Source organism: Flavobacterium chryseum (assembly GCF_004362015.1).
GTDB lineage: Bacteria > Bacteroidota > Bacteroidia > Flavobacteriales > Flavobacteriaceae > Flavobacterium.
Genome location: NZ_SNWW01000001.1, coordinates 527458 through 551729, shown reverse-complemented (window position 1 = coordinate 551729; position 24272 = coordinate 527458). Strand labels below are relative to the sequence as shown.

Annotated in this window: 25 protein-coding genes; 9 read left to right on the top strand and 16 right to left on the bottom strand. The window is 33.7% G+C overall.

Features of this window, described 5'->3' with window-relative positions; translation table 11 throughout:
• Positions 1-155 precede the first annotated feature (155 nt).
• The 4 genes from EV143_RS02340 to EV143_RS02325 are packed head-to-tail and all read left to right on the top strand — an operon-like array spanning position 156 to position 5561.
• A complete protein-coding gene (locus EV143_RS02340) occupies positions 156-1310 on the top strand; it encodes an alpha/beta hydrolase (RefSeq protein WP_133506376.1) in 1155 nt (384 codons plus the stop codon).
• Positions 1310-2671, top strand: coding sequence for a DNA repair protein RadA (gene radA / locus EV143_RS02335; RefSeq protein WP_133506375.1), 1362 nt, complete (start codon positions 1310-1312; stop codon positions 2669-2671). Before EV143_RS02340 ends, radA begins: the two co-directional genes overlap by 1 nt.
• A 19-nt stretch (positions 2672-2690) precedes the next feature.
• Entirely contained in the window at positions 2691-4655 is a 1965-nt protein-coding gene (locus EV143_RS02330) for a transglycosylase domain-containing protein (protein WP_133506374.1), read from the top strand.
• 36 nt (positions 4656-4691) lie between these two features.
• Positions 4692-5561 carry a hypothetical protein gene (locus EV143_RS02325; protein ID WP_133506373.1) on the top strand — a complete coding sequence of 290 codons (870 nt, stop codon included), beginning with the start codon at positions 4692-4694 and terminating at the stop codon, positions 5559-5561.
• A gap of 85 nt (positions 5562-5646) precedes the next feature.
• On the opposite strand, the gene EV143_RS02320 is transcribed toward EV143_RS02325, so the two are convergent.
• From EV143_RS02320 to EV143_RS02300, 5 genes are all read right to left on the bottom strand, one after another.
• Entirely contained in the window at positions 5647-6684 is a 1038-nt protein-coding gene (locus EV143_RS02320; RefSeq protein ID WP_133506372.1) for an NADP(H)-dependent aldo-keto reductase, read from the bottom strand.
• Positions 6685-6864: 180 nt separating this feature from the next.
• Positions 6865-7143: a type II toxin-antitoxin system RelE/ParE family toxin gene (locus tag EV143_RS21990; protein WP_410503697.1), complete on the bottom strand. Its 279-nt coding sequence runs from the start codon at positions 7141-7143 to the stop codon at positions 6865-6867.
• Positions 7144-7155: 12 nt separating this feature from the next.
• Complete coding sequence (locus EV143_RS02310; RefSeq protein WP_133506371.1) at positions 7156-7407, bottom strand: hypothetical protein; 252 nt, start codon at positions 7405-7407, stop codon at positions 7156-7158.
• Positions 7408-7513: 106 nt separating this feature from the next.
• Positions 7514-8458 (bottom strand): OmpA family protein, encoded by a 945-nt coding sequence (locus tag EV143_RS02305; protein WP_133506370.1) that lies wholly within the window; start codon positions 8456-8458, stop codon positions 7514-7516.
• 156 nt (positions 8459-8614) lie between these two features.
• Positions 8615-9376, bottom strand: coding sequence for an exodeoxyribonuclease III (locus tag EV143_RS02300; protein ID WP_133506369.1), 762 nt, complete (start codon positions 9374-9376; stop codon positions 8615-8617).
• A 118-nt stretch (positions 9377-9494) separates the two neighbouring features.
• Between EV143_RS02300 and EV143_RS02295 the strand changes: the two genes are divergently transcribed.
• Positions 9495-11303 (top strand): GNAT family N-acyltransferase, encoded by a 1809-nt coding sequence (locus EV143_RS02295; protein ID WP_133506368.1) that lies wholly within the window; start codon positions 9495-9497, stop codon positions 11301-11303.
• Between the two features lie 132 nt (positions 11304-11435).
• Here the strand turns inward: EV143_RS02295 and EV143_RS02290 are convergent, their stop codons facing one another.
• From EV143_RS02290 to EV143_RS02280, 3 genes are all read right to left on the bottom strand, one after another.
• A complete protein-coding gene (locus EV143_RS02290; RefSeq protein ID WP_133506367.1) occupies positions 11436-11711 on the bottom strand; it encodes a TM2 domain-containing protein in 276 nt (91 codons plus the stop codon).
• Positions 11712-11725: 14 nt separating this feature from the next.
• On the bottom strand, positions 11726-12151 hold the full coding sequence (locus tag EV143_RS02285) for a DUF805 domain-containing protein (protein ID WP_133506366.1): 426 nt from the start codon (positions 12149-12151) through the stop codon (positions 11726-11728).
• 167 nt (positions 12152-12318) lie between these two features.
• Positions 12319-13266, bottom strand: coding sequence for a 2-hydroxyacid dehydrogenase (locus tag EV143_RS02280; RefSeq protein ID WP_133506365.1), 948 nt, complete (start codon positions 13264-13266; stop codon positions 12319-12321).
• A gap of 106 nt (positions 13267-13372) precedes the next feature.
• Between EV143_RS02280 and EV143_RS02275 the strand changes: the two genes are divergently transcribed.
• From EV143_RS02275 to EV143_RS02265, 4 genes are read left to right on the top strand one after another with little or no spacing between them, the layout of a single operon-like run.
• A complete protein-coding gene (locus EV143_RS02275) occupies positions 13373-13909 on the top strand; it encodes an aspartate/glutamate racemase family protein (protein WP_243739777.1) in 537 nt (178 codons plus the stop codon).
• A 17-nt stretch (positions 13910-13926) separates the two neighbouring features.
• The gene (locus EV143_RS21710; RefSeq protein WP_243739776.1) at positions 13927-14064 is read left to right on the top strand and encodes a hypothetical protein; all 138 of its coding nucleotides are present in this window, start codon (positions 13927-13929) and stop codon (positions 14062-14064) included.
• 14 nt (positions 14065-14078) lie between these two features.
• Positions 14079-15230 (top strand): Na+/H+ antiporter NhaA, encoded by a 1152-nt coding sequence (gene nhaA, locus EV143_RS02270; protein ID WP_133506364.1) that lies wholly within the window; start codon positions 14079-14081, stop codon positions 15228-15230.
• Positions 15227-15769: a hypothetical protein gene (locus tag EV143_RS02265; protein WP_133506363.1), complete on the top strand. Its 543-nt coding sequence runs from the start codon at positions 15227-15229 to the stop codon at positions 15767-15769. Before nhaA ends, EV143_RS02265 begins: the two co-directional genes overlap by 4 nt.
• Positions 15770-16111: 342 nt before the next feature.
• On the opposite strand, the gene proC is transcribed toward EV143_RS02265, so the two are convergent.
• From proC to serS, 8 genes are all read right to left on the bottom strand, one after another.
• Positions 16112-16888 carry a pyrroline-5-carboxylate reductase gene (gene proC, locus EV143_RS02260; RefSeq protein WP_133506362.1) on the bottom strand — a complete coding sequence of 259 codons (777 nt, stop codon included), beginning with the start codon at positions 16886-16888 and terminating at the stop codon, positions 16112-16114.
• A 102-nt stretch (positions 16889-16990) separates the two neighbouring features.
• Positions 16991-18340 carry a magnesium transporter gene (gene mgtE, locus EV143_RS02255; RefSeq protein WP_133506361.1) on the bottom strand — a complete coding sequence of 450 codons (1350 nt, stop codon included), beginning with the start codon at positions 18338-18340 and terminating at the stop codon, positions 16991-16993.
• Positions 18324-19109 carry a 16S rRNA (adenine(1518)-N(6)/adenine(1519)-N(6))-dimethyltransferase RsmA gene (rsmA, locus tag EV143_RS02250; RefSeq protein WP_133506360.1) on the bottom strand — a complete coding sequence of 262 codons (786 nt, stop codon included), beginning with the start codon at positions 19107-19109 and terminating at the stop codon, positions 18324-18326. Before rsmA ends, mgtE begins: the two co-directional genes overlap by 17 nt.
• 276 nt (positions 19110-19385) lie before the next feature.
• On the bottom strand, positions 19386-19706 hold the full coding sequence (locus EV143_RS02245; protein WP_133506359.1) for a hypothetical protein: 321 nt from the start codon (positions 19704-19706) through the stop codon (positions 19386-19388).
• Between the two features lie 27 nt (positions 19707-19733).
• Positions 19734-20045 (bottom strand): DUF4286 family protein, encoded by a 312-nt coding sequence (locus EV143_RS02240; RefSeq protein WP_133506358.1) that lies wholly within the window; start codon positions 20043-20045, stop codon positions 19734-19736.
• 95 nt (positions 20046-20140) lie between these two features.
• Complete coding sequence (locus EV143_RS02235; protein WP_133506357.1) at positions 20141-21922, bottom strand: tetratricopeptide repeat protein; 1782 nt, start codon at positions 21920-21922, stop codon at positions 20141-20143.
• A gap of 82 nt (positions 21923-22004) precedes the next feature.
• The gene (lgt, locus tag EV143_RS02230; protein ID WP_133506356.1) at positions 22005-22826 is read right to left on the bottom strand and encodes a prolipoprotein diacylglyceryl transferase; all 822 of its coding nucleotides are present in this window, start codon (positions 22824-22826) and stop codon (positions 22005-22007) included.
• Between the two features lie 93 nt (positions 22827-22919).
• The gene (serS, locus tag EV143_RS02225; protein WP_133506355.1) at positions 22920-24191 is read right to left on the bottom strand and encodes a serine--tRNA ligase; all 1272 of its coding nucleotides are present in this window, start codon (positions 24189-24191) and stop codon (positions 22920-22922) included.
• Positions 24192-24272: the final 81 nt, after the last annotated feature.

The window sequence follows — 24272 nt, the reverse complement described above, 5'->3', positions numbered from 1 at the left end:
TTTGTCAGAGAATATTTCTTTTGCCTCAACTCCAAATAAAATTTCAGAACAAAGCTTCGTTGCTATTTTTAAATTTCCAAAATAATAAAAAAGCAAATAAAGTGTTATATTGCTACACTATTTCGATACTTTTAATCACTGAAATACCACAAATCATGAAGAAAGTTTACCTACTATTTGCTTTAATCTCTATTTCTGCCTTTGCACAGAAAAAATTTGACAATATTAAATCTGAAAAACTCGGAGAAGAAAGAAGAATAACTATCGGGCTTCCTGAGTCTTATGAAGCTAATCCTGAAAAAAAATACCCTGTTTTATATTTACTAGATGGAGATTATTTATTTGATCCTTTTTCCGGAGCTTTAAGTTATGGTTCGTATTGGGGAGATTTGCCGGAGGTGATTATTATTGGAATTCATCAAAATAAAAATGACGAACGTGAAGACGATTCAACAATTGATCAAAATACCGGGCTTCCATTTGAAAAAGGAGCAGATTTTTTCGAATTCGTTGGTGCAGAATTGGTTCCCTATATCGAAAAAAAATATCGTACATCGCCTTTCAGAATTATTGCCGGTCATGATATAACAGCAAGTTTTATTAATTTTTATTTATATAAAGAACAGCCTCTTTTTAACGCTTACATATCTTTTAGTCCAGAACTTGCGCCTAAAATGGAAGTTCGAATCCCTGAAAAATTTGCTAAAGTAACGGAGCCTTTATTCTACTATTTATCTGCAGGAGACGGAGACAATAAAAAAATAAAAGAGCCAATTGAAAAGTTAGACAGCAACATAAAACTTGCTAATAATCCGTTGGTAAATTATAAATATGATTTATTTAAAGGCACAACACATTATACTCAGGTTTTACACGCAATTCCAAGCGCTTTATATCAAATTTTTGAAGTTTACAGACCTATAAATTCTGCTGAATACAACGAAAAAATTGCTGTTTTGGAAACTGGTTACGCTGATTATCTGGAAAACAAATACAACGTAATGTCGAAAGTTTTGGGAGTTCAGATTCCGGTTAGGATGAGTGATTTCAAAATAATTGAAACACTTATTCTGAAAAAGAATGCTTATGATGAATTAGGCAAAATGGCCGAAATTGGTAACGTAAATTATCCAAAAGCGATGTTAGGAGAATATGAATTAGGTTTGATGTACGAAAAAATGGGTGACCCGAAAAGAGCCTCAAAAAAATATCAAAATGCTTCGCAAATGGAACCTATCGGCGATTTGAACAAAGATGTCATGTATGAAAAAATCGACGAAATGAATACACTTGCCAAAAAAACTAAATAATGTCTAAAGTTAAAACTTCTTTTTTTTGCCAAAATTGCGGAACTCAATATGCCAAATGGCAAGGGCAATGCAATGCCTGCAAAGAATGGAATACTATTGCCGAAGAAATCATTCAGAAGCAGGAAAAAGTGGCATGGAAAAGTGAGCCAACTTCTACAAACAAAGCGCCACGCCCTTTAAAAATTAATGAAATCGATTCGACTCAGGAAATCCGAATGGACACAACTGATGGCGAATTGAATCGTGTTTTAGGCGGAGGTTTAGTTCCCGGATCTTTAACTCTTTTAGGCGGTGAACCGGGAATTGGAAAAAGTACCCTGTTGCTTCAAATTTCATTAAAATTACCATACAAAACTCTTTATGTTTCTGGAGAAGAAAGCCAGAAACAAATAAAAATGCGTGCCGAGAGAATAACGCCAAATAGCGATAACTGCTATATTTTGACGGAAACTAAAACGCAAAACATATTCAAACAAATTGAAGCTATTGAACCTGAAATCGTCATTATCGACTCGATTCAGACTTTACACACCGATTATATTGAATCTACAGCCGGAAGCATTTCTCAAATTAGAGAAACAACTGCAGAATTAATCAAATTTGCGAAAGAAACCAATATTCCGGTTATTTTGATCGGGCATATTACGAAAGATGGAAATATCGCCGGACCAAAAATTTTGGAACATATGGTGGATACCGTTTTACAATTTGAAGGCGACCGAAATCACGTTTACAGAATTCTGCGTTCATTAAAAAACCGTTTTGGTTCTACAGCCGAATTAGGAATTTATGAAATGTTGGGAAGCGGTTTACGGGAAGTTAGCAATCCGTCTGAAATATTAATTTCACACAAAGACGAAGAAATGTCGGGGACAGCGATTGCCACAACCATGGAAGGTATGCGCCCGCTGATGATCGAAATACAATCGCTCGTGAGCACAGCAGTTTACGGAACGCCACAACGCAGTACCACTGGCTACAACGCCAAAAGGCTAAACATGATTTTGGCTGTTTTAGAAAAAAGAGCCGGATTTCGTTTAGGAGCAAAAGACGTTTTCCTGAATGTAACTGGAGGAATTTCTGTTGATGATCCTGCGATTGACTTAGCCGTTGTGGCCGCTATTTTATCCTCAAACGAAGATATTCCTGTTGGAAAAGGTTTTTGCTTTGCGGGTGAAGTCGGGCTTTCGGGCGAAATTCGACCTGTAAATCGTGTAGATCAACGTATTCAGGAAGCCGAGAAACTAGGTTTTGATACTATATTTGTATCTAAATACAACAAAATTGCCGTAAAAAACACAGGAATCAAAATTGAACTCGTGGCTAAGATTGAAGATGTAGCCAGTATTCTTTTTGGTTAATTTTCTATAAACCTACTTTATGAAATCCCCAAAACAAAAAATATTCAAAGCACTCATAATACTTGCCCTGGTATTAGGAGTGCTTTTTTTAGGTTTTTACTTTTTTCGCGATTCGCTTTTAAAACAAGCTATTGCAAAAGTAACCCTTAAAATGAATACCGAATACAACAGTGATTTTTCTATAAAATCTGCCACTTTTGATGGTTTATCAGGTATTAAATTGACCGATGTTATTTTAGTTACTAAAAATTTAGACACACTTTGTCACATTCAAAAAATTGAAACCAGTATTAGTTTATCAAGTTTACTTATTGGCGATGTTCAGGTTGGAACGCTAAAAATCGATAACGGCTATATTCAATTAGTCAAAAAAGGAAAAATTCGAAATTTTGATGCTTTCTTAAAAAGAGACAAAAGCGATTCTGATAAAAATGAAAAACGAAAATATGCCACTTTTGCCTATCGCATCATTTCAAAATTACTGAATTTGGTTCCAACTGATATGAAGTTGGAAAACCTCAATTTCAAAATTGATGATAATGGCAAAAAAGCTTCTATTGCAATTAATAAATTGGTTTTAAACAACAAACAGCTTGAAACCAATCTTCATGTTCAAAGCAAAGATTTTGATCAAAAATGGAATATCAAAGGTTTTGCGGATCCAAGAAATAAAAAAGCTGACATCCGGTTTTTTAATCTTGATACCGGAGCCATCCGTGTTCCGTATCTTGACGAACGCTACAACTTAAAAGCAAGCTTTGATTCTATTCGACTGAATGTAGAAAACATCGACAAAGACGGAAGCGAATTGCATATCGACGGTTTTACTTCTATCTCTAATTTAAAAATCAATCACCCAAAAATTGCGAGCAAAGATGTAATTATCAAAAATGCCCGTTTTGATTATCGTTTTTTGCTTGGCGACGATTTTATTTCGATAGACAGCACTTCTACAATGCAATTGAACAAAATAAAAGTAAAACCGTATATCTCTTACAACACCGAAAAAGATACCGTTTATACTTTGAAAGTAAATATTCCGAAAATGAAAGCGCAGGATTTTATTGTTTCATTACCTGATGGATTGTTTACACATTTTCAGGGAATGGAAGCGACGGGAAATTTCGATTATAAACTCGATTTCAAATTCAACAAAAACAAACCAAATACACTTGTTTTTGATAGTAAACTGAATAAAGAAGATTTAAAAATCACGAAATACGGAGAAGCCGACTTAAATAAATTAAACGGAGAATTTGTATACCGTGCTATAATTCAGAACGTTTTGCAACGCCCGGTTTTGGTTGGAAATGCAAATCCGAATTATACGCCTTTAGATCAAATTTCGCCTTATTTACGAAAATCTGTATTGACGACAGAAGATCCTTCTTTCTTTTCGCACCGCGGATTCATCAATGAAGCTTTTAAACAATCGATTCTAAAGAATATCAGAACCAAAAAATTCTCTCGCGGCGCCAGTACAATCAGCATGCAGTTGATTAAAAATGTCTTTTTAACCAGAGAAAAAACACTTTCGCGTAAGCTGGAAGAAATTTTGCTGGTTTATATTCTTGAAAACAATAGAGTTGTAAGCAAAGAAAGAATGCTTGAGGTTTATTTTAACATTATAGAATGGGGACCAAATGTATACGGAATTGGCGAGGCAAGTCATTTTTATTTCCAAAAAAGTCCTTCAGCTTTAAATGTTGATGAATGTTTGTTTTTGGCAACCATTATTCCAAAGCCAAGAAAATTCATGTATCAATTTAATGATGAAGGAAATTTGAAAGATTACGCAGTGAAAAATCAAAAATTCTTAAGAAACTTAATGTTTCGCAGAGGACTTTTAATTCCTGAAGATACAATTGGTCAGTTTCCTGTTTACATTTCAGGAAATGCCCGTTCATTAATTAGAATAAAAGCTCCTGATTCAACTGCCGTTAAAAATGATTCTTTATCTCTGGAAGAAGAGTTTGATCTGTAAATTTTGCCTATTTAATATAACTCAAAACATAAAAAAATGAAAAAAATTTTATTACTTATTGTTCTTTATTCGTCAGCTTCATATTGTCAAGAAAACAAGCATCCTTTAGAATCTATAATCGACATTTCCATAAGGCTTGCTGATAGAGATTCGACGTTTTATAAATTTGAAAATGGTAAATTAATATCCCGACAGGAAATCGGAAGGAAGCCTACTTTCTATTTCTACAATCAAAATGGATTACTGGAAAAAGAATCTATTACATATGATGGCGGAGAAACACAAGAAGTTTTTTACACCTATAATAGCGATGGATATATCACAGAAATAGTAAAGTCAGGAAAAAAAGATGCATCACAAGAATTGATTCCATGGCATAAAAACGTAATTTCTTATACTTTTATAAACAATAATAATTTTGTAGTAACTAGCGTTTCAGATTATACACCGAAGCCAACTGGAGAGAATTTACGTGTTTATGAAATAAAGGATGGTGTTCTAAAAACTTCCAGCAAACAAGGTAAATTTTATAGCGAAAATCAGTTTAAAATAGAAAAAGGAAATATTGTTACTCATGAAAGGACAAAACCTTCTAAAGAAAATTATGTCACTGCATTTAAATTTGACGATAAAGAAAATGTCTTTAAAATGCTTTTCAAAAATATGTTTGGTAGTAAGTATTTTATGAATCAGATGCTGGCACAAAATAATATTTATGATCATTATGACGATTACATCAGTGAAAATAACTGTCTTTCGTTACGAAATGTAAAAACAACAAAAAATGTTTCCATTTCTGAAAAAACCTCTACAATAAAATACAACAAAGAAAATTTACCCGTAGAGATAAAATTAGATAGTGATCCCGGTTTTGGAAATCTATTTATAATTAAATATAAAAATTAGAAACAAATGTTATCAAAAAGCCATCTCAAAAAATAGAGATGGCTTTTAACTTTTATGAGGAACTCGCTATATTGCAAAAAATAAATTACGGCGCAGGATCCGGAATAATGGCCTGAACTTTATCAATTTCGACTAAAATTTCTTTTGAAAGCACAACATCAATTGTATCAATATTTTCTTTTAATTGTTCCAATGTTGTCGCGCCAATAATCGCGCTGGTTACAAAAGGCTGATGTAATACAAAACCTAATGCTAATTGTGTCAATGTTAGTCCGTGTTTATGGGCAATTTCCTGATAGAGACGTGTTGCCTGCGTACATTGTTCGCTCGCGTAACGTGTATATTGAGGAAAAAGTTTAATTCTGGCGTTTGGATGTTCTTCTCCGGTTAAAAATTTACCGGTTAATGTTCCAAATCCTAACGGAGAATACGCCAATAAACCAACATTTTCATGTACAGAAACTTCTGCAGAACCCACTTCAAAAAGGCGATTCAATAAATTATACGGATTTTGGATCGTTTTAATTCTTGGCAGGTTTTGATATTTACTTTCTTCCAGAAAACGCATCATTCCCCACGCATTTTCGTTTGAAACACCAATATGTTTGATTTTTCCTTCTTTAATGAATCCATCAAAAGTTTCAAGCACTTCTCTAAAATTATCTTCCCACGCATCGTCCTGCACTTTAAAGGCACGCTGACCAAAATAATTGGTTTTTCGTTCCGGCCAATGCATCTGATAAATATCAATATAATCTGTTTGAAGACGTTTTAAGCTATTTTCTAAAGCATATTTAATACTTGCAGGCGAAAAATCTATTTTTTCGCGCATATAGCCAAAATTTGCGTTTGGTCCGGCAATTTTAGAAGCTAAAACTACTTTCTCACGATTTCCTGATTTTTTAAACCAGGTTCCGATGATTTTTTCCGTGCTACCGTAAGTTGCTTCACTCGCCGGAACCGAATACATTTCGGCTGTATCAAAAAAGTTTATACCTCTTTCGAGTGCATAATCCATTTGAGCGTGGCCTCCGGCTTCTGTATTTTGTTGTCCGAAAGTCATTGTTCCGAGACATATTTTACTAACTTTTATATCGGTATTGGGAATTTTAGTGTATTTCATTTTTCTTTTTAAGGTTCAAAGTTGCAGAGGCTCAAAGGTACAAAGGGAATAAGTATTGGGATATTATACAAAAGTTAAAAAAGTTACAAAGTTGTTTTGAAGGTTCAAAGTTTTTCACTGGCACTAAGTTTTTAGGTTAATGAATAAGAAAGGCCCAAAGTAAAAACTTTGGACCTTTTTTTATTTTAAACTTTTGATAGGATTTTGGAACGAATTAAAAATCCTAATTACAAAAATTGAATTTTCTTGAACTTGATATAAAATCTTATAATTTCTTATTATAATTCTTCGGCAATCAAATCTATATTCATCAAATTGAAATTGCTCTGCAAAAACAATGTTATCTGTACTGCTAAATAATTCATCTCGGATTTTAATTGCTGTTTCTTTGGAAGTGCTTTTCTTTAATGAAATATAAATTTCTTTTAAATCTTCTTTTGCATTAAGTGTCCAAAAAATATCAAATATATACTACTCATTATCCCAATCCTTCATTTCTTTCGATAGATCTTCTTTTGAAATTATTCGATTGTATTTAACATCATTTAAACCTTCTTCAACTTTATTATGATATTCAGATAATGTCAAAGGATTTCCTTCAACATCATAAGAGACTACTTCATTTAGATAATTATCAAAAACTGAAGAAACAATTCTTAATACTCTTTCGTCTGCTAAATCTAATTGATGTCGAATTTTGTCTTTTAATTCTGGAAGTCCCATAATTATAGCTTTTTTAGAATTTCAAAGTTACAAAAATATAGATTCAAAAAAGGCCCAAAGTAAAAACTTTGAGCCTTTGTTACTTTGAACCTTTGTTCCTAAAAACTTAATTTATACTATTAAGCATTTCAGCGATTTCATCTAATCTTGGAGTTAGGATGATTTCGATTCTACGGTTTTTGGCTTTTCCTTCTGCAGTGGCATTACTTGCCAAAGGAGAAAATTCGCTGCGACCTGCAGCAGTTAATTTTTGTTTGTTGATTTTAGTGTTTTCGCTTAAGATTCCAACAATTGCAGTTGCTCTTTTAGTAGATAAATCCCAGTTGTTTGCGATAGGTCCTGAACCTGCGTACGGATCATCATCTGTATGTCCTTCGATAAGAACCGAAAGATCCGGATTGTCTCCTAAAACTTTTCCTAATTCTACAACAGCTCTTCTACCTTCCGTACCAACTGCCCAGCTTCCTGAATTGAAAAGCAGTTTGTTTTCCATAGAAACATATACTTTTCCGTTTTTTTGTTCAACTGTCAAACCTTTTCCTTCAAAACCATTTAAAGCTTTAGATAAAGTTTCTTTTAGTTTTTTCATTGCCGCTTCTTTGGCAGCAATCATCGCTTCAAGTTCATTTAAGCGGCTTGCGGTTTTATCTAAACGTGCTTGTTCTTCGGCTAACTTTTTAGATTTTGCTTCTAATTGCGCTAACAATTCACGGTTTTTAGCCATATTGCTTTCTAATGCATCGTTGCTGTTTTTCTCTAATGCATTGTATGAATCCTGCAATACTTTGTATTTTCTTTGTTCAGCAGCAAGATCAGCTTTTTGTTTGGCAAGATCATCTTTGGTACTAGCCAAATCTTTGGTTAGCTTGTCACGATCTAACTCCAATTCATTTTTAGATTTTTGCAAATCAGCATTTTGATCCGCGATAGAACGGTTTTCTTTTTTAAGATCTGAATATTTAGATTCAAGATCATTGTAAATTTTCTTGGACACACATGAAGTCATAGACAAAGCTAAGACCAGTAATCCGATGGAAGTTTTTTTAATCATTTTAATTTTTGGTTTTAATTTGGGGCTTAATTAATAATTTAAAATATCTTTTTTAATGTGAGTTCTTTCTAAAATTCTGAAATAAATTCCAAAACAACTCCCAACCACGATCCCTCATAAAATCGCCATTCACACTCAACAAGAACAGTACCAAACTTATTCTATCTCTACTAGAACCGGACAATGATCTGAATGTACAGCATCTGGTAAAATTACGGCACGTTTTAATCTGTGCTGCAAAGAATCGCTGACTAAATTATAATCAATACGCCATCCTTTGTTATTTCCTCTTGCTCCGGCGCGGTAACTCCACCATGAATAGTGATGTGCATCTTTATTAAAATAACGGAAACTATCTACAAAACCAGATTTCATGAAACCATCAAGCCAGGCGCGCTCCTGCGGTAAAAATCCTGAAACGGTTTTGTTGCGAACCGGATCATGAATGTCTATTGCTTCGTGGCAAATGTTGTAATCGCCGCAAATTATCAAATTTGGAATTGTTAGTTTCAGCTCGTTAATATAATTTTGAAAATCATCCATAAACATAAATTTATGGTCTAATCTTTCGATATTGGTTCCAGAAGGAAGATATAAACTCATTACAGAACAATCATCAAAATCGGCACGAAGGTTACGACCTTCAAAATCCATGTGGTGAATTCCGGTTCCGAAAACTACATTATTGGGTTTTATTTTAGATAAGATAGCAACGCCGCTATATCCTTTTTTTGTGGCAGGATAATAATATTGATAAGGATAACCGGCATCTGTAATAGCATCAACGGGAATTTGCTCTTGTGTAGCTTTGATTTCCTGAAGGCAAATAACATCAGGATTGGCTTGTCGCAGCCATTCGATAAATCCTTTTGAAATTGCGGCTCTGATTCCGTTTACGTTATAAGAAATAATTTTCATTCAAGTTTTTTTTAGGAATCCAAATGTAATAAAAAAGTGGAAAGTTTGTGTTTGAATCAACGAAAAGTAGAGTTTTTTGTTATCTTTGTTCGCTGCTCTAATAAATTAAAAATAGTACATGGGTTTAGTTACCGCGAAAGAAGTTGCAAAGGCAATAAATGTTGAGAAGTACGGAGTTCTTGGTACTTTTTCTGGCTGGATTCTTATGAAGGTTCTTAAGATCTCTACCCTTAATAAAATCTACGACCATAATAAACATTTAGAGGATGTTCCGTTTTTAAATGGAATTTTGGATGAGATGGAAATTAAATTCGAAATTCCCGAAGAAGATTTAAAACGATTACCAAAAGAAGGAGCTTACATTACGATTTCAAATCATCCGCTTGGAGGAATTGATGGTATTTTGCTTTTGAAACTGATGCTTGAAAGAGAACCAAATTTCAAAATTATCGCCAACTTTTTATTACATCGTATTGTACCATTAAAAAAATACATTATGCCGGTTAATCCTTTTGAAAATCATAAGGATGCTAAATCGAGCGTAGTTGGAATCAAGGAAACTTTGCGCCATTTAAGTGACGGAAAACCGTTGGGGATTTTTCCTGCGGGAGAAGTTTCGACTTATAAAGACGGAAAACTTGTTGTTGACAAACCTTGGGAAGAAGGTGCTTTAAAGTTAATTCGAAAAGCAAAAGTTCCTGTAGTTCCGATTTATTTTCATGCTAAAAACAGCAGACTATTTTATTGGCTTTCTAAGATTGACGACACTTTGCGTACTGCAAAATTACCATCAGAATTGCTAACCCAAAAAGATCGTGTAATTAAAGTTCGTATTGGTAAACCAATTTCTGTAAACGAACAAAACGAAATAGAATCTTTTGAAGAATACTCAGAATTCTTAAGAAAGAAAACGTATATGCTTGCCAATCCTTTTGAAAAAGACACCAAATTGATTGACACAACAAGTCTTAAAATACCAAAAGCACCTAAAAAAATTGTAACGCCGGCAAACGAATCTAAAATGCTTGACGAAGTAAATGCGTTGAGAGGAAGTGATTGTCGTTTACTGCAAAGTAAAAATTACGAAGTGTTTTTTGCAACAGCGAAATCTATTCCGAATATTTTACATGAAATTGGTCGTTTACGTGAAATTACTTTCCGTGAAGTTGGTGAAGGAACTAATGAATCTATCGATTTAGATAAATTTGACCAATATTATCACCATATGTTTTTGTGGGATGATGAAACCAAAAGAATTGCAGGTGCATATCGTATGGGATTGGGTTCTGAAATTTATCCAAAATTTGGCATTGAAGGTTTCTACTTAAACGATCTTTTTAGATTTGAGCCTGAATTGCACGATATGATGCATAAATCTATCGAAATGGGACGTGCTTTTATCGTAAAAGAATATCAGCAAAAACCAATGCCTTTATTCTTGTTATGGAAAGGTATTATTCATACAACATTACGTTATCCTGAACACAAATATTTATTGGGTGGCGTAAGTATCAGCAATCAATTCTCTGATTTTTCTAAATCATTGATGATTGAGTTTATGAAATCGAATTATTACGATCCTTATATCGCACAATATATACATCCGAAAAAAGCTTACAAAGTAAAACTGAAAGATGCTGATAAGGACTTTATCTTCGATGAAGCTGAATCTGACTTAAATAAATTTGACAAAATTATTGATGAATTAGAACCAGGAAATTTACGTTTGCCGGTTTTAATTAAAAAATACATCAAACAAAATGCTCGTGTTGTTGCGTTTAACGTCGATCCTTTATTCAACAATGCTATAGATGGATTAATGTATATTAGAATAGCAGATATCCCTGAAAGCACGATGAAACCGGTTATTGAAGAATTTCAAATAGAACTGGAACGTAAATTATCTGAAAAAGGAGATTTACTGTAATCAGCATAAAATTTAAAAATCCCATTCGCCTAGGCGAATGGGATTTTTTGTTACAATTTTTATTTATAAACTAGTGAAATTTTCAAATATAAAACCCATTTCATAATTTTTGAAATGGGTTTTATATTATATTTAGAACCAAGGTTTCTGACCTACCTGATACGTCTGGTAAAATTCTTCATCAGTTTTAGTAAGGTAAATAATTCCTTCAATAAGACCTATAAGCCCACCAATTCCGCACATACAACCTAAAACAAGCTGAATAACGCCTTCTTTGGTATAACCCAGATAAAATTTGTGTATTCCTAATGTTCCCAGTAAGATTGCAAAAATTCCACTAACAATTTTTTTATTTTCTTGTCTAACACTTGGTGGATTATTCCACGCTTCCGGTTTTGTATTTTCCATTACTAATAATTTAATTATTGTACTTCAACGTTTCCAATTTCGTTGATTTCTTCGATTTCATTTTTAGGATCAGGACCATATTGGTTTGTTCCTCTGTCACCTTCGGTGAATAATAAAACAAGTAACCAAATACCTCCAACTAAAGGAACAAAAGCAATAAAATAAAACCATCCGCTTTTGTTAACATCGTGCAATCTTCTAACAACTGCACCCAGAGTAGGAACAAGCGTTGCTAATGTATAAAGACCAAAAAGAGCATATCCAATAATTCCACCAGTCATCGCGTCTCCAAAAACTCCTCCAATTATAGCTCCAAGAACTATTAATAAGATAGAAATTATTCCGTTAGCAAGTGCAAAATACCAATATTCGCTTCTTCTTGCACGTCCTTTAAAATTTGCATAGTTTTCAAAAACCACTTTTTTGTACCATTCAATCATAATTAATAAATTAGTTAGTTAATACCTACTCTTTTTGGATTTTCGGTTTCTCCTTTTTTAAAATTTTGTTAAAATTCGAAAACAATATTAAAAAAAAATAATTTTAAAAACTAATTCTACAGATTACATTTACAGAAAATGCTTGTTATTAAAAATCTAATGCCATATTACATAGAATAAACCTTTTTTATCTTGTCTACAATTACTTGCGCCAAACGTTCATGACTTTCAAAAGTCCAGCCTGCAATATGTGGCGTTAGCAAAACATTGTTTGCTCCTAATAAGTACTGAAAGGCTTCTGGCGTGTTGTTATCCTGAAAAAGGGTTTCAAAAGATAATTTCTCATACTCCAAAACATCCAAACCTGCACCCAAAACCTTTTTAGACTTCATTGCATCAACTAAATCTGCTGTGACGATGTTTTTGCCGCGAGAAGTATTTATAATCCAAAATGGCTTAGAAAATGCATTTATAAAATTCGCATCAACCATTTTATCCGTTCCAGGTGTCCACGGAAGATGCAGACTTAAAACATCTGCTTTTTGCTGCAATTCTTTTAGCGAAACTTGTTTTGCATTTTCATCTCCTACATTTTCTAAAATATCATAACACAAGACTTCAACTTCAAAACCACGAAGTTTTTTAGCAAAAGCTTTTCCCATATTTCCGTAACCAATAATCCCTACGGTTTTGCCATCAAGTTCATGTCCACGGTTGCTTTCGCGATTCCATTGACCAGCTTTTATCTCAGCGTCGGCCTGATTCAAATTATTAAATAAGGATAAAATTACGCCAAGCGAATGTTCTGCAACAGCGTTGCGATTACCTTCGGGAGCGGCAATTAAATGAATTCCTTTTGCCTCAGCATATTCACAATCAATACTTTCTAAACCCGCACCAACTCTGGCAATAAACTGAAGATTGGTTGCTTTATCTAAAAACGTTTTATCAATTTTAAAACGGCTTCGAATTACGATTCCGTTATAATCCTGAATTTTAGCTTCGATTTCTTCTTTTGATGATTTAAAATCTGCGTGATTTTCAAAACCGGCTTCTTCTAATTGTGCCCAAAGAATACGATGATTACTGTCGATATGTAGAATTTTGATACTCATAAATTAAAACTTTCATTAAGAAAACAAAGTAACAAAAAAATAGCTGTTTATTATTTTATCAAAATCAATTCAATAAGAAATGCGTAAATTCGCATAAAAGGCTATTATGAAAACAATTGGTTTAATTGGCGGGATGTCCTGGGAAAGTTCTGCTTTGTATTATCAAATAATAAACCGCGGCATTCAGGAAAAATTAGGAGGCGTTCATTCTGCTAAATCGTTGTTGTTTTCTGTTGACTTTAATGAAATTGCTATTTTGCAAAAAGAAGAAAAATGGGATAAACTGGGAGAATTAATTGTTGAAGCTGCTCAAAAACTCGAGAAAGCCGGGGCAGATTTTATTGTTTTGTGCACCAATACAATGCATAAATTATCTGATGAAATAGAAAAAAATGTTTCGATACCATTTCTTCATATTGTTGACACCGCTGCAGCAGAAATTGTAAACAGCAACATTAAAAAAATTGGTTTATTAGGAACATCATTTACTATGGAGCAAGGTTTTTTTAAAGATCGTTTGCTTAATAAACATCAAATAGAAACCATAATTCCGAATGAAAAACAAAGAGCTGCTATCCATCAAATTATATATGGAGAATTAGTAAAAGGGATAATCAGCAATGATTCAAGAAATATCTTTTAGAAATAATAACCGATTTAATGGATAAAGACGCTGAAGGAATTATTTTAGGCTGCACAGAAATTGAATTATTAGTTACGAATGAATTTACGGATACTAAATTGTTTAAGACGGCTGAAATTCATGCCAAAAGAGCTGTCGAATTTTCGCTCGAATAAATATCAAAATCAAAATGAAATTAACCAAAACTTTTACGGCCTTTTTTGAAAACGAAAAATCAGGTGGACTGTTGCTGCTTTTTGTGACCATTCTTTCGCTTTACCTCGCCAACTCTCCATTTCATATTGAATACATTTCACTTTGGGAAAAAGATTTGGGCGGACATTCGGTTACGCATTGGATTAATGATGGTTTAATGACTATTTTCTTTTTGCTGATTGGTCTGGAATTAGAACGCGAAATTTATCACGGAGAATTATCGAGTATTAAAAATGCTTCGTTGCCAATCATGGCCGCTTTTGGCGGAATGTTAGTTCCGGCTGCCCTATTTTTAGCCTTAAATTTTGGAACGACAACTCAAAATGGTGCCGGAATTCCAATGGCGACAGATATTGCTTTTGCAATTGGAATTTTATCTCTTTTAGGAAGTAAAGTTCCTGCATCGCTAAAAGTATTTTTAACGGCATTGGCTGTTATTGATGATTTGGGCGCTATCATTGTAATTGCAGTATTCTACACTACTTCAATATCTTTTGTAAATCTCGCCATTGCTTTAGGAATCTGGGTATTTTTGTTTGGCTTAAACCGATTAAAAGTTTATAATCTGATTCCGTATTTGATTGGCGGTGTTGCTATGTGGTATTTTATGTTGAATTCAGGAGTTCATGCTACTATTACGGGCGTTATTTTAGCCTTTGTTATTCCGTTTGGCGATGGCGGAGAAAAATCTACTTCATACAAATTGCAGCACTTTTTACATAAACCCGTTGCCTTTTTTATATTGCCTCTTTTTGCTATAGCAAATACTTGTATTGCTATTGAAACAGATTGGCATCAGGGTTTAAATCATCCAAATGCGTTGGGAATTATTTTAGGATTGGTAATAGGGAAACCTTTGGGGATTTTGCTTTTCTCTTTTATAGGAGTAAGTGCCGGTTATTGTGCCTTACCAAAAAAACTAAAATGGACTCATATTCTGGGTGCCGGAATGTTGGGCGGAATTGGTTTTACGATGTCTATATTCATTACCATTTTAGCTTTTAAAGATCCTGAAGTTATTCTTTTCTCTAAAATTGCTATTCTTATTGCTTCTGCCCTTTCCGGAGTTTTCGGTTTTGTTTATTTGAAATATATTTTGTCTAAGAAAAAAACCTCAACACCATGAAATCAGTAATTAACTTCAGTTATATTTTCATCGCCATAATACTATTAAGCTGTAATAATAAAGCCGAAACTGTTGTTGAAAATAATAAGCCTGTAATTGCAGACACGATTCAAACAAAAAAAATTCAAGAATCAATCGAAGGTATTTATGAAACGAAAGATGATCCGGATAATACTAGTGAATGTGCTATTTCAGTCGAAATAACAAAAGCAAAAAATAGCTACCTTTATTTTCTTCAAACAAAACTGCGAAAACTTAAAGGCAAAGCAACTTTTACAGCAAATGAATCAGGAGAAAAATATCTGGTTTTGGAAGGGATAAGATGGGATGAATACGAAGGCGATATTAGCAACGAAGAAGAAACCGATTCCATTTCTGATTCTAACACAGCATCAAAAGAACTGGAAATCCCCGTTGGAATTGGTGCGGGTTATGTTAAAGACACGCTCACCATTCAGAATTATGGAAATGCTATGAATTCTTATACTAAGATTTCTGAATGTGGAAGGAAGTATATTCAGTTGATTAAGAAAAAGTAAATCTCCAAAAAAAGACAAATTCCAAATTCCAATTAACAATAATATCGTCATTCCGAACGAGGAATGACAAAAACGGCTGTTATAACTTCAAAAATGGATTAAAATCCATCCCTACAATATAATTTGTTCCTACGGAACGCTTTATAAAATTCCAGAGGAATGATTTATTTTGTAACTAGGGATTTCAATCCCTTGAAACGCAAAGTAACCCCCAATATAATCATTTCGACCGAAGGGAGACATCACACAAAATAGCATCAATCTCAAAAACAAGAAATCCCAAACTCCAACTTTATAAGTATTGAAATTTGGGATTTTTATATTGGAATTTTCTTTTAAGATTTATCCCTTAATTTGTTTCAAAGAAGTTTTAATCCCTTTAATCAAAGAAGAACTGAAACCATTGTGTTCCATTTCGTTTAAACCAACAATTGTACAGCCCTGAGGCGTCGTTACACGGTCGATTAATTGTTCCGGATGTACTTTCTCCTCAAGCAGCATTTTTGCCGCTCCTTTTACCGTTTGTGCTGCAATTGCCAAAGCAGTTTGAGAATCAAAACCAATTTCGATTCCGGCTTGCATAGAAGCCCGAATGTATCTTAAAGCATAAGCCGTCCCGCATGCACCTAAAACCGTTGCTGCATCCATTAATTTTTCGTCAATAATTGGAGCAGTTCCTAAATCCTGAAATAAATCGACAATCGGCATCGCTTCTTCACGATCTGTTTCCGGAAAAGAAATACAAGTTGCAGATTCACCAAATTGTGCAGCAATATTTGGCATAATCCTGATTACCGGAAATTCGTTATTTGTTTTTGTCTGAAGCATATCCAACGAAACTCCGCTAACTGCAGAAGCAATTGTTTTACCTTTTATAACTGGTAAAATTTCAGCCAAAACCGTATCTACCTGATAGGGTTTTATTGTTAGAATAACCACATCAGCTTCCTGAATATTATGTTTATTATCTAATGAAACCGTGATTCCGTATTCTGTTAAATATTGAATAGCAGCGATGTTTCTTCTTGTTACTGTGACCTGATTGTTTTTAGAGAATTTAGCAATTCCTAAGGCTATAGAAACCCCAAGATTTCCTCCTCCTATGATGTGTACTTTCATTGCTTGTTTTTTTGGCTGGTTAATAGCATATTTTTCAGCCACAAATTACACAGATTTTAGAGATCTTAAATCACTCTAATCTATTAATTTGTTGCAAAAAACTTAAAATCCAAGAATCAGTTTGGCTACTCCAAAATAGAGCATAATTCCAAAAACGTCATTGGTTGTCGTAATAAACGGACCGGTTGCAATAGCAGGATCTATTTTATTTTTATTTAAAAAAAGCGGCACTAAAGTTCCTAATGTTGCAGCAAATAAAATTACGACAATCATCGAAATTGAAATAGCTATTCCTACCAAATATTGTTGATACATGATCGAGTGATATGCCAATAAAAGCAATGAAATAATACTTCCTGAAATCATCGAAACGGTAATTTCTTTAGTAAAATAACCTCGGCTAAATTCCTTTAATGTTCCGTTTGCTAATCCCTGCACCACAATTGCCGATGCCTGAACACCAATATTTCCTGCTGTTGCAGAAAGTAAAGGAACGAAAATGATTAATGTTGAATATTTTTGAAATGTAGCTTCGTTTCCTTTTAAGACAAATGACGCTACAATTTCAATTACCATTCCGATTAGCAACCAAGGCAAACGTGCTTTTGTCAATTCAAGAACGCTGTCATTAGATTCTACGTCTTGCGTAATACCCGCCGCTAACTGGTAATCTTTATCAGCCTCGTCTTTGATTACGTCTACGATATCATCAATGGTAATTCTTCCCACTAATCGACCTAATTCATCAACTACAGGAATTGCCTCTAAATCGTATTTTTGCATGATACGGGCAACCTCAACATCTTCGGTATCTACGTTTACGAAATTTAGTTTTCGAATATAAATATCTCCAATTTGTGTTTTGGTCGATGTTGTCAATAAGTCTTTAAGTGACAATCTGCCTTTAAGGCGGTTTTCATCATCAACAACATAAATTGAATGTACGCGCGAAACGTTTTCTGCCTGAATACGCATTTCTTTTACGCAAGTCAGAACATTCCAATTTTCATTGACTTTCACCAACTCCTTCCCCATTAAACCTCCGGCAGAATTTTCGTCGTAACGCAACAAGTCAACAATGTCTTTTGCGTGTTCAACGTCGACCATTTCCGAGATTACTTCGGCTTTAATTTGCTGCGAAAGTTCGGCGATAATATCCGCGGCGTCATTGGTTTCAAGCTCATCAAGCTCTTCTGCAATTTCTTTAGGCGAAAGTCGGCTTAAGATGTTTTCACGCAAATCATCTTCTAATTCCAGAAGAATCTCGGCGGTTTTATCACTATCTAAAACCTTAAAAATATAGGTTGCTTCGTCGAAATCCAGTTCATCCAGGATTTCGGCAATATCAGCATGGTGCAGATCGTTAAGTAAAACTTCAAGTTCTTTGTCGTTTTTATTAACAATATGCTCTTCTAATTGCTGTATTAATTCTTTACTAACTTTGAACTCCATCGGCTTCTATTTTTTGAGTCAGTTCAATAAATTCTTCTACACTAAGTTGCTCGGGACGTTTATCAAAGATAGTGTCTAATCGCAAATTATCAGTTAAATTTAATGTTTTCAAACTGTTACGTAATGTTTTTCGTCTTTGCTGAAAAGCAGTTTTCACTACCGTAAAAAACAACTTTTCACCACACGGAAGACTATAATCTTCCTTTCGGGTCATTTTCATCACACCCGACTTGACCTTGGGCGGAGGAATAAAAACATTTTCGTCAACAGTAAACAAGTACTCTGTAATATAGAAAGCCTGTGCTAATACAGATAAGATTCCGTAAGCCTTAGAGCCTTTTTTCTCGCAAATTCGTTCTGCTACTTCTTTTTGAAACATTCCTGAAAACTCTGGAATCTGGTCTCTGAACTCTAAAGTCCTGAAAACGATCTGAGTCGAAATGTTGTACGGAAAGTTTCCAATTATAGCAAATTGTTTGTCTTTGTAAACTTCATTGATATTATATTTCAAAAAATCCTGAGAGATAATCTGATCTTTTAATTTTGGATAATTTTCACCCAAATACACCACAGATTCTGTGTCAATCTCAATTACATGTGTATTTACAGGTTTATCAAGCAAATACTTAGTCAACACACCCATTCCCGGTCCTATTTCTAAAACCTCATTGTATCCTTTTAAGCTCAGAGTATCTGCAATTGCTTTTGCAATACTTTCGTCTTTCAGGAAGTGTTGTCCTAAATGTTTTTTAGCTTTTACTTTTTCCATTTTTTGTTTTTGTTTTGCCTTAAAAGGCTCGAAACTTTTCTTTTTGCCACTAAGGCGCTAAGGCAGAAAGTTTATTTTTTATCATTTTTGTCAATTACAATCAAAAAATTGTCCTTGTTTTTATCAACTTTATTCTTCACCGGAAATTAGCTAATTCTTTCGCTTAAGCGCAAAAAACTGTAAAATCTTTCGGTTTTTGACAACTTTAGAAAATCTTCCTGTTGTTGTTTATTACTTTCCTCTTTTGTTTGAAATCGAATTTCCATAATCTCAGATTTATATAAAAGGTACTTTATTATTTTTGGTAACTGTTTCAATAGTATTCTTACTCCAAATTAACAATCCTCTTTTTCCAATTTTCAATAATCTGTCTTCCTCAACATTATTGGAAACTGCCCACTCAATCCAATTTTTTACTGAAAAACTCCAATAAATCCATCCTAAAATTACGCCAATGATCATTGCAATTTTAAAATGCAAATCAAAAAACATAATTAATCCAAATCCAATTACGAGAATTATAAAGATCACAGGTAAATTAACCGTTAGTTGTCCTCTTAAAGAAATATCGTAATCAGATAGTTTTTTATCGCTCATATTTATTTTTAACTGAACACTAAAAAATTAATGTTCCGAAATAACTTCTAATTCGGTTTTGAAAGAAAGCATTTTGTCTGCAAATAATCCCAAAGCTTCTCTATGGAATTCTGGTTCATCTTCGATGTAAAACTTATCTAATGTTTCTTTGCTATCGGTAACATACTGAACTGAATAGGTAATTCCGCCCATTTCTTCTTCGATTAAAACCCTAACGATTCTTGCCGATGAGAATTTTTGTGTTGCCAGAATTTCCGGTATGTGTTTTTCCTGCATCCATTTTAACCATTGGTCGTGAACGCTTTCGTGTATATTAGTGGTAACGTTGTAAATAATCATTTCTTTTTAGATTGTTAGACTTCTTATATTTTTAGAGTGTTAGATTTTCAGAAAAGTATAAAGATCTAAGTTGTCTAAAAATCTAAGAATCTATTTTATAAATTCTTATCTCCTCTTAACTCGCGGTATTTTTTTCTGGCATCAACAAAGTAAATACTGTCCTGATGATTAAAAATTACCTTTTCATATAAAGGCTTTGCCTTTTCAATATCTTTTAATTCGTCATTGTAAATTTCTGCCGAAAAGAACAATGCTTCATCTACATAAATTCCGTCGCTATGATTGTCAATGATTTGCTGGTACTGGCTTAACGCTGAAGTGAAATCTTTCTGACTTTCATAAATTTTACCTAAACGCAACATTGTAACAGCTTCAATTTCCTGCCCTTTAAAGCTTTTCAGAATGTTTTGAAATTGAGCAATTGCTTCTGGCTTTTTATTCTGATAAATTAAAAAATCGCCTTTTGCAAATTGCTTTAATGCTGTTTGTGTCGAATCGGCAACGGTATTATCATTTATCAGTAAAAAATATTCAAGAGCATCATTGGCGATCAATTGCGTGCTGGCCGACTTTAATTCTTTAAATTGTTTTAAAGCCCATTCAAAATCGGTTTTAAAATAACTTGTTTTCGCGGCTTTCAAACTTGCTTCATGCGACATTACATCATTCTTTAAATCCAATTGAATTTGCGAATAATAAATCAGCGCCTGATTGAACTTTTCTTCTAAAAGCAAAATATCTGCCAATTCCATTTTGGCATCTGCCTGCTGATAATCATTTAAATTGAGCGTTAAAGCTTTCTTTAAAATTGTTTTGGCTTCTTCGGTCTTTTTTAAATTAAAAGCCAGAAAATGCGCCTGAATTATTTGCAAAGATAAGGTATTAGGACTTATTTCATAGGTTGTCAGCAATTGTTGCAATTCTGTATCTATTGCAGGATAATCTTTTTCCTGTGCTTTCCCGATTTTAATTTCCATCAAATTGGCATTTGTCTGAATTAATAAATCTAAATCTTTGGTATTTAGAAGAATAAAGTTCAGAATTTCTGATGCCGTTTCGGTGTCATCCTCATTCAGTGCAAACTGACTTAAATTGACAATGCTCATTAAAGATTCTGGTTCGCGTTTGTAAATTGCTTTTTCCTGAATAAAAGCTTTGCCAAATTCTTTTTGCTGCACGTAAAACCAACTCAAATAATGATTCCAGAATACGTCCTGATCTTTTTGCGTTTTCAGTATTAATGCTTTTCGCATTGCGTCTTTAAAAGCAGTATTATCTGTTTCACCCTGCATAAAGCGGGCTAATTGCGTCTGAATTAAATTTGAATTCTGCGGATTTTGAAAGGATTCTGTCAATAAAAGATCAATCATCAAATCAGTCTTTCCTAACTGACCGTACAACATCCCTATTTGGAAATTAAAGTTGAAGTTAGGTTGAACCTGCATTGCCGTTTGATATGCTTTTAAAGCATATTCCAACAAAACCTTTTTCTCGAATGAACTTGCGATTCCGTAAACATCATTTGGATTCGTTTTGATTTTTTCGAGAGCTTGTTCGTAATAATTTTTAGCTTTGGATTCGTTTTTCTGCAATTGAAAATTATATCCTAATTCAACTAAAAAAACACCTTGCTTATATCGGCTATAGCGTTCCTGAATTAATTTTTGAGCCACGTCAAATTGCTGCATTTGCTGATACGATTCAACGGTTCTTAAAAAATATTGAGTGTTGGATGGCGAACTGTTTAAAAGCTGTTCGTAAGCTATTTTAGCTTTTTCGAAATCACCTTTATCATAATAATATTGAGCGAGTTGCTCATTTTGTGCCAACGCAAAAGTAGACCACAACAAAACGATATAGATAAAGATGTTTTTCATATGCAGCTTTTTTTTAGTTTTCAGTTTATAGTCTTGGTTCACGGTTCAGTTCAAACTGAAAACTGCTATTGCAAACTTTAAACTATTTAATTTCAACATTAGACTTACAAACAATCAAAGTTAAGCCAATTAAAATAAAGGGAATGCTTAAAATCTGACCCATATTAATCAGCATGTTATTTTCGAAGCTTTCTTGGTTTTCTTTGAAAAATTCAATTAAAAATCTGGCCAAAAACAAAAGCGTTAAAAAACTTCCAAAAATTAAGCCATTAGCTTGTTTTATTCTTTCAGATTTATACATCCAAAATAAAATTCCGAATATCAATAAATACGAAAAAGCTTCATACAATTGCGTTGGGTGTCTCGGAATCAAATCATCTCTTTGAAAAACAACACCCCAATTTCCGTTTGTTGGCTTTCCGTAAATTTCAGAATTCATAAAATTTCCCAATCTTATAAAAGCTGCCGCTACAGGAACTCCAAGAGCCATTTTGTCTAACAGCCACAAAAAATTTACTTTAAATTTTCTGCAATATAAAATGATCGCAATTAGCACACCAATTGTTCCGCCATGACTTGCTAAACCTTGAAATCCAACAAATTTATAAACGCCTGCTACTTTTTGAATCGGCAAAAGTATTTCTATTGGATGTTTTAAAAAATAATCTGGTTCATAAAAAAAACAATGTCCAAGTCTGGCTCCCAAAATAGTCCCGACGATTACATAAACAAGTAAACTATCCAGATTTTCTACAGAAAGATTTTCTTTCTCGTAAATTTTTCTAACAATAAAATAGCCAAGTAAAAGCCCGCAAGCAAAGAAAGCGCCATAGTATTTTAACGGAAAACTGTCTGTTATCATTACGATTACAGGATCTACGTTCCAATTTAAAATTCCGTTCATCTCTTACTATTTTTATTAAAAATCGTGGTTAAAAATCGAGAAAACCTAACAGGTTTTTAAAACCTGTTAGGTTCGTTTTAACAACTATAAAATTTAGTTTATAATATCAAATCCGCAGTAAGGGCGTAAAACTTCTGGAATTACGATTCCTTCCGGCGTTTGGTAATTTTCTAAAATTCCTGCCAAAACTCTTGGCAAGGCCAATGAACTTCCGTTAAGTGTGTGTGCTAATTGGTTTTTTCCGTCTTTGTCTTTGAAACGCAATTTCAAACGATTTGCCTGAAAAGTTTCGAAGTTAGAAACTGAACTAATTTCTAACCAACGATCCTGCGCTGTAGAAAAGACTTCAAAATCATACGTCAAAGCCGATGTGAAACCCATATCTCCTCCGCATAAGCGTAAAACTCTGTAAGGCAATTTTAATTCCTTTAAAATCTCTTTTACGTGTTCTACCATTCCGTCAAGCGCTTCGTATGACTTATCAGGATGTTCGATACGAACTATTTCTACTTTATCAAATTGGTGCAAACGGTTTAATCCACGAACATGCGCTCCGTAAGAACCTGCTTCACGACGGAAACATGGCGTATAAGCGGTATGTAAAACCGGCAATTCGCTTTCGCTTAAAAGCACATCGCGGAATAAATTCGTAACGGGAACCTCAGCGGTTGGAATCAAATATAAATCATCAATTGTTGAGTGATACATTTGCCCTTCTTTGTCTGGTAATTGTCCTGTTCCGTAACCTGAAGCTTCGTTTACCAAATGCGGCACCTGAACTTCAGTATATCCTGCAGCCGTATTTTTATCTAAAAAATAATTGATTAAAGCGCGTTGCAAGCGAGCTCCTTTTCCTTTATAAACGGGAAAACCTGCGCCTGTAATTTTTACACCCAATTCAAAATCGATGATATCGTATTTTTTTACCAATTCCCAGTGAGGTTGTGCGCCTTCATGCAAAACCGGAATATCACCTTCCTGAAAAACATTCAAATTGTCATCTGGAGTTTTTCCTTCAGGAACAATATCAGCCGGAAGATTTGGTAATGTGTATAGTTTATTGGTCAGTTCGGCTGCCAAAACATCTGCCTTTTCTGCTAATTCTTTACTTTTTTCTTTTAGTGAAACTGTTTTTTCTTTTAAGATTGCAGCTTTCGATTTCTCTCCGGCTTTCATCAGTTCCCCTATATCTTTGGACAATTTATTAGATTCAGATAAAGTATTGTCTAATTCTACTTGCGCAGCGCGACGGTTTTCATCTAATTGCACCACTTCTTCAACAACGCTTTTAGCATCGATATTTCGTTTTGCTAAAGCCTTGATTACTTTCTCCTGATTCTCTCTAATAAATGCGATTTGTAACATAGCTTGATTTTTATAACTATTGTATTTTTTTATAATGGAAGCAAATTTAAGCAAATGTTTGCTAAGATTAAGACAAAGTTT